This is a genomic window from Bradyrhizobium sp. SHOUNA76 (genome assembly GCF_023006445.1).
In the GTDB taxonomy this organism is placed as follows: domain Bacteria; phylum Pseudomonadota; class Alphaproteobacteria; order Rhizobiales; family Xanthobacteraceae; genus Bradyrhizobium.
Window position 1 is genome coordinate 1 of sequence record NZ_JALBHA010000369.1, and the last position, 6704, is coordinate 6704.

6 protein-coding genes are annotated in these 6704 nt (G+C 64.3%); 3 read left to right on the forward strand and 3 right to left on the reverse strand.

Annotated features, from left to right (window positions below; all coding sequences use genetic code 11):
* Together MOV74_RS27755 and MOV74_RS27760 are read right to left on the reverse strand one after the other, a co-directional pair.
* On the reverse strand, positions 1-1047 hold a 1047-nt coding region (locus MOV74_RS27755; RefSeq protein ID WP_246929772.1), incomplete at its 3' end, for a CmpA/NrtA family ABC transporter substrate-binding protein.
* A complete protein-coding gene (locus tag MOV74_RS27760; RefSeq protein WP_008564898.1) occupies positions 1044-1634 on the reverse strand; it encodes an ANTAR domain-containing response regulator in 591 nt (196 codons plus the stop codon). The genes MOV74_RS27760 and MOV74_RS27755, both read right to left, overlap by 4 nt.
* 110 nt (positions 1635-1744) lie before the next feature.
* Here MOV74_RS27760 and rimO point away from each other — a divergent pair, with 110 nt between their 5' ends.
* A complete protein-coding gene (gene rimO, locus MOV74_RS27765) occupies positions 1745-3070 on the forward strand; it encodes a 30S ribosomal protein S12 methylthiotransferase RimO (RefSeq protein WP_246929773.1) in 1326 nt (441 codons plus the stop codon).
* A gap of 106 nt (positions 3071-3176) precedes the next feature.
* Here rimO and MOV74_RS27770 read toward each other — a convergent pair whose 3' ends face one another.
* Positions 3177-4115, reverse strand: a complete 939-nt coding sequence (locus MOV74_RS27770) for a hypothetical protein (RefSeq protein WP_246929774.1) — start codon at positions 4113-4115, stop codon at positions 3177-3179.
* Between the two features lie 124 nt (positions 4116-4239).
* On the opposite strand from MOV74_RS27770, the gene MOV74_RS27775 reads away from it, so the two are divergent.
* A complete protein-coding gene (locus MOV74_RS27775; RefSeq protein ID WP_246929775.1) occupies positions 4240-5397 on the forward strand; it encodes a tetratricopeptide repeat protein in 1158 nt (385 codons plus the stop codon).
* 292 nt (positions 5398-5689) lie between these two features.
* Positions 5690-6704: acetylornithine transaminase (locus MOV74_RS27780; RefSeq protein WP_246929776.1), on the forward strand; the 1015-nt coding region annotated here is incomplete at its 3' end.

Genomic DNA, 6704 nt, shown 5'->3' on the forward strand with positions numbered 1-6704 from the left:
GCCGAGGGCCGCGTCGTAGAGGTCGGGCCTGAACACGGCCATCGCGGTCTTGACGCCCTCGGGGTTAAGCGCGGTCTGCCCCCAACGCACCATCTGCGCATAGAGCCAGGCGGCCTGGACCGGATCGGGGCGCCCTGCCTCTTCCCGCCCCACCAGGAGGTAGCGGCCGCTTTCGCGGAAGGTACCGTCAGGGGATATCTTCAGGCGTCCGGTCAGGGTGCGCTGGATGACCTCGGCGTCGACCCCGATCCGCTCGGGCTGCGCCAGGATATGCGCCGCCTCGGCCAGGTTCGCGGGCTGCTCGATGAACTCAGCCCCCTTCACCGCCGCACGCACCAGGCCGGCGACCACGTCCGGATGCGTGTCGGCCCAGACCTGGCGAACCGCCAGCACCTTCTCCGCCGCATGCGCCAGGATGTCGGAGACGAAATGCAGGATGTGACCGATGCCGAGATCCACCGCGACGGAATTCCAGGGCGCGCCGACGCAGAATGCATCGACGTGGCCATTGGCGAGGCTGTCGACCATGTAAGGCGGCGGCAACACAACGAGGCGGACGTCCTCGTCGGGATCGACGCCGGCCGCGGCCATCCAGAACCGGAGCTGGTAATTGTGGGTCGAGAACGGAAAGGTCATGCCGAAAGTCAGCGGATCCACGCCGGCCTTGCGGCGCTTGGCGACCACCCGTGCCAGCGCTTTCGCCGTGGCGAGCGGATCGAAACGATCGCCCTCGATCTCCTCCATCAGCGCTGCGTGGAGCGCGGGCGAGACCGTGATCGCGTTGCCGTTGATGCCGAGATTGAAGGGCGCGGCGATCGGCACCTTGACGTGACCGAGCCCGAGCGAGGACGCGATCGCCACGGGCGCCAAGAGATGCGCGGCGTCGAACAGGCCGATATTGAGCTTGTCACGAACGTTGGACCAGGAGACTTCGCGCACCAGTTCGACGTCGAGCCCCTCGGCGGCAGTGAACCCCCTGTCGACGGCAACGATCAGGGCTGCGGCATCGACCAGCGGAATGAACCCGATGCGGAGGGGAGCAGTCATTTCAGCATCTCCGACGCGGTGATGATCGACTGCGCGATCTCGCCGATTTTCTTCTTCTCGCGCATCGCCGTGGAGCGCAGCAGCACATAGGCCTCGTCCTCGGTGAGGCCCTTCACCTTCATCAGGATGCCCTTGGCGCGTTCGATGATCTTGCGGTCCTCGAGCTGCGACTTGGTGCGCTCCAGCTCTTCCTGGAGCTTGGCGAAGGCGTTGAAGCGGGACACGCAGAGGTCGAGGATCGGCTTGATGCGCTCCTTCTTCAACCCGTCGACGATGTAGGCGGATACCCCCGCCTCGACCGAGGCCTGGATCGAGGCTGAATCGCTCTGGTCGACGAACATCGCAATCGGCCTTTTCACGGCGCGGCTGACCTGGAACATCGCCTCCAGCACGTCGCGGCTGGGGTTCTCCAGGTCGATCAGGATGATGTCGGGGTCCACCGCATAAATACGGGCGAGCAGGCTCTGCATCTCGCGGATATGGACCACTTGCGTGAATCCGGCCTCCCGCAATCCCTCCTCCAGGATCGCAGCCCGGATCGGGCTTTCGTCGACGATTACGATTTTGGGCGACTGTTCGGCGCTCATTGCTCACTCACGGCGGGTGATTCATCCATAGCACGCCGGAACGACCTGCAAAGGGTTGTAATTGTGGGCAATTGGGACTAGCTCAGGCCGGTCAATCAGGCAGATCAGATATGGATCAGACGGCTGCGCCCAAGGTCAGCTTCGTGTCGCTCGGGTGTCCCAAGGCATTGGTGGATTCCGAGCGTATCATCACGCGCCTGCGCGCCGAGGGCTATGAGCTCGCCCGCAAGCATGACGGGGCTGATATCGTCATCGTCAACACCTGCGGCTTCCTCGACAGCGCCAAGCAGGAATCGCTCTCGGCGATCGGCGAGGCCATGGCCGAGAACGGCAAGGTGATCGTAACGGGTTGCATGGGCGCGGAACCCGAGCAGATCGAGCAGGCCTATCCGGGCGTGCTCTCCATCACCGGCCCGCAGCAATATGAGAGCGTGCTCGACGCCGTGCACCGCGCGCTGCCGCCCGCCCACAATCCGCATCTCGACCTGGTGCCGCCGCAGGGCATCAAGCTGACGCCGCGGCACTACGCGTATTTGAAGATCTCCGAGGGCTGCAACAACCGCTGCACGTTCTGCATCATCCCGAAGCTGCGCGGCGATCTGGTGTCGCGCCCCGCCAACGACGTGCTGCGCGAGGCCGAGCGCCTGGTCGGTGCCGGCGTCAAGGAGCTCCTGGTGATCTCGCAGGACACCTCGGCCTATGGCGTCGATCTCAAATATGCCGAGAGCCCGTGGAAGGACCGCCAGGTCCGCGCCAGATTCCTCGATCTCGCGCGTGAGCTCGGTGAACTCGGCGCCTGGGTGCGGCTGCAATATGTCTACCCCTACCCGCATGTCGACGAGGTCATCGCACTGATGAATGAGGGCAAGGTGCTGCCCTATCTCGACATCCCGTTCCAGCATGCGAGCCCCGAGGTGCTGAAGGCGATGAAGCGCCCGGCGGCTCAGGACAAGACGCTGGCGCGGATCAAGCGTTGGCGCGAGGAATGTCCGGATCTTGCTCTGCGATCCACCTTCATCGTCGGCTTCCCCGGCGAGACCGACGCCGACTTCGCCTATCTGCTCGGCTGGCTGGACGAAGCCGAGATCGACCGCCTCGGCTGCTTCAAATACGAACCAGTGGCCGGCGCCACGTCAAATGCGATCGAGAACCCGGTGCCGGAAGAGGTCAAGCAGGAGCGCTACAACGCGCTGATGGCCCGCCAGCAGAAGATCTCCGCGCGCCGGCTCAAGCGCAAGGTCGGTACGCGCCAGCAGATCATCATCGACGAGGTCGGCCCGACCGTCGCCAAGGGCCGCTCCAAGGCCGATGCGCCGGAGATCGACGGCGCAGTCTATCTAACGAGCCGCCGCCCCTTGCGCGTCGGCGAGATCGTCACCGCCAAGATCGAGCGCGCCGACCAATACGATCTGCACGGCAGCGTCGCGGGGTTTTAAGGCCCTCCGTCATTGCGAGGAGCCCTTGCGACGAAGCAATCCAGAATGCGTCCGTAGTGGCAGTCTGGATTGCTTCGCTACGCTCGCAATGACGTTGGAGAGGCAATTACGCCAGCCATTTCGGCACCCAGCGCTCCGGGCGCGGAGCACGGGCGAGATCGGCCTGCGCTTCGGACAATGTCGCCGGCTCGCCGTCGATCGTCGGGCGTACATCGTATTCGAAATTGGGCATGACGCGGCCGTCCGCATAGAGCCCAAAATTCATCGCGTACCACAGCCCCAGCTCGGGCTGCGCACGACGCATCTCCTCGCGCAGATCGCGCAGCAGGGATTCGATTGAAGCAGCTTCCTCGAACGGCTGGGGCCCGCGCGAGAGCACGCGCGCCTCGTACTGCTTGCCGACGATGGCGACCTCGAAGCGCGTCTTGTCCCAGGGCTTCTTGCCCTTGGGCAGATGCGCGGCCAGCCGCCAGCCGAGCTCGGCCATCAACCGGTGACTGGCCCAGTAGTCTTCGCGATCCCGGCTCCACTTTTCCACGAAGCCGCGGAAGTCGGGCAGCTCCGACGAATTGTCGTCCGGCGGCGGCTCGCCATGGGGTCGTCCGGCGAGCCACTGCGCGAGCTCGACCGTCTGGCACTCGACCTCGTCATGCGGCTTGAGATCGCTCCAGGCATTGTCGAATTGTTGCGACGTCAGTTTGGCGAGCAGACCATCGAGGCTCGGCGCCAGCAATTCGTAGTCGCCCTCCGACCCTAGCCCCACGATCGGCGGATTGTCGCGGTCGAGACCTGCGCCGTACCAGCCGCCGACGGCCGAACCATCCGGCAGCCGCATGAACAGCGAAAACCTGTCCCGCAAGGAACTGCCGTCGATGATCGGCGCATGATCGGAGAACTGCCCCTGCAAGGAGAAGCAGCCGACGCTGCCCCACGGGCGCCCGTTGAGCCATGCGGCAAAGTCGACCAGCAGCGGAGGCGCTTCGATGCCGGGCGGAAACGCGCCGCGAATGCTGTCGAGGTCGATCGGATAAGGCGTATCGGACAAGGCTGAAAACTGTCTGGTTGGTCCCGTCCCTCTTGGTCTGAGCCGTCGTGCATTCGGTTCGAACCAAGTCGAGTGCTTCGATCACAAACACGCTAGAGACGCAATGGTTTCGGCGCGGTACACAATGAAATACGACGAAACATCAGGAATTTGGTTCAAGCTTTCGGCAATCGGCCTCACCATGGCCATGCTAGCGCTGTCCGCGCCCGCCGCGGCGCGATCCCCGTCGGCCGCACAGCTGCGTCAATGGTGCTATGAGGACGACGACAGGGGCACCGAGGAGCAGCGCATCGAGGGTTGTTCGGCCGTGCTCAAGGCCAATCCCAACGATGTGCATGCTCTCGCCAATCGCGGCGAGATGCTTCGGCGAAAGGGCGACGCCGCACGCGCGCTGGCGGACTTCAACCGTGCGATCGATCTCAATCCCAGACATCCCGACCTCTGGTACAACAGGGGCATTGCCCATGACGATCTCGGCGATAAAGATCGTGCCATTGCCGATTACACGCGCGCCATCCGGCTGAATGCCCGCGACCCGCTCTACTACAACAATCGCGGCAACTCCTTCATCGACAAGAACGACTACGAGCGCGCGATGGCTGACTACGACCAGGCCATCAAGCTCGATCCGAAATTCGCGCTCGCCTATTTCAACCGGGGCACGGCCTATCGCGAGCGCAGCGAGGCCGACCGCGCCCTCGCCGATTTCGACATGTCGATCAAGCTCGATCCCGCTTACGGCCCGGCCTATGGCAACCGCGCGCGCATCTTCCGCGATCGCGGCGACCGCGCCCGCGCGCTGGCCGACTTCGCCAGATCGCTCCAGCTCAGCCCGGACAACGACCGCGATTTCTATGCCCGCGCGAACATGTATTTCGACGAGCACGACTATGCACGGGCTCTGGAGGACTACGACCGCGCCATCAAGGCGAACGCGAGCTATTCCGGCGTGTTCAACTCGCGCTGCATGACCCACGCGATCCTCGGCCACTTGCAGGAGGCGCTGGCCGATTGCGAGCAGTCGCTGAAAATGGCTCCCAACGATCCCGAGACGCTTGATAGTCGCGCCCTCACCTATCTCAAGCTCGGCAATCTCGACGCGGCGATTGCCGACTATGACGCGGCGCTGAGCGCAAAACCCGGCTACGACAGCTCGCTCTACGGCCGTGGACTTGCGAAACGGAAGAAGGGCGACAACGAAGGCGCTGAACGCGACATTGCGGCCGCCAAAGCGATCAAGGCCGGCATCGCCAATGAGTTCGCGCACTACGGCATTCAGTGAAGAAGCCGCGCAGCCGGCGTGACTGACACACGCCCGACGGGCATTTTGCAAAACGGCCGCTTGACAAGTCCTGCCATTCGGCTGTAGGGACGCGCCCCATGATCAACTCTCGGACCCACCAGCGCACCGAAATGCTCCGCCGTCGCTCCCGCGACGATGAGAGGGTGCGCCATGTCCGACGACGCCGCTGAACCACTGAATTCAGCTGAAGTCTTCGAGAAGGCCGCACCCGCAAGGTGCGGCCTTTCTGCTTTTTGCGCCCGTTTTCCACCCGCCTCCAGAGGAGTTCGACATGACCATCGCCACCCATCCGTATGACGCGCTGATGGACATCACCGCACGGCCCAAGGCCGTGTTCGTCCGCGGTGCCGGCTCCTACCTCTGGGACGACGGTCGCAAGCGCTATCTCGATTTCGTGCAGGGCTGGGCTGTGAACTGTCTCGGCCACTCGCCGCCGGCGGTTGCCGACGCGCTGACCGCGCAGGCCAAGCGGCTGCTGACGCCGAGCCCGGCCTTCTACAACGAGCCGAGCCTCAAGCTCGCGAAGTTGCTCGTCGCTGGCAGCGCTTTCGACCAGGTGTTTTTCGCCAATTCCGGCGCGGAAGCCAACGAGGGCGCGATCAAGCTCGCGCGGAAATATGGCAGCCTGCACAAGGGCGGCGCGTTCGAGATCATCAGCTTCGAAGGCGGCTTCCACGGAAGAACGCTGGCGACGATGTCCGCCTCGGGCAAAAAGGCTTTCGAGCCGCTGTTCGAGCCCAAGGTCGCCGGCTTCAAGAAGGCGAAGCTCAACGACATCGCCTCGGTCGAAAGGCTGATCAACGACAACACCGTCGCGGTGATGCTCGAGCCGATCCAGGGCGAATCCGGCGTGTGGCCCGCGACCGATCAGTTCCTGCAGGAGCTGCGCGCACTGACCGAAGCGCATGGCCTCTTGCTGATCTTCGACGAGATCCAGACCGGCATGGGCCGGACCGGCAAGCTCTTCCACTACGAGCACACCGCCATCGCGCCGGATATCATGACGCTCGGCAAGGGCATCGGTGGCGGCGTGCCGCTGGCCGCCCTGCTCGCCACAGAACGCGCCTCCTGCTTCGAGCACGGCGACCAGGGCGGCACGTTCAACGGCAACCCGATCATGTGCGCGGTGGGGCTTGCGGTCCTGGAAGAGGTCAGCAAGCCGGACTTCCTGAAGACGGTCGCCGAGACCGGCCTGCTGCTCGAAAGCGAGTTGCAGAAGGTCTCGGCCCGGCATGGCCTCGGCGAGGTGCGCGGCCGCGGCCTGTTGCTGGCGCTCGACCTCAAGC

Excerpts from the sequence above, each read along its gene's own strand:
- MOV74_RS27760 (WP_008564898.1), bottom strand. The coding sequence starts at position 1,634 with ATGAGCGCCGAACAGTCGCCCAAAATCGTAATCGTCGACGAAAGCCCG.
- rimO (WP_246929773.1), top strand. The coding sequence starts at position 1,745 with ATGGATCAGACGGCTGCGCCCAAGGTCAGCTTCGTGTCGCTCGGGTGT.
- MOV74_RS27775 (WP_246929775.1), top strand. The coding sequence starts at position 4,240 with ATGAAATACGACGAAACATCAGGAATTTGGTTCAAGCTTTCGGCAATC.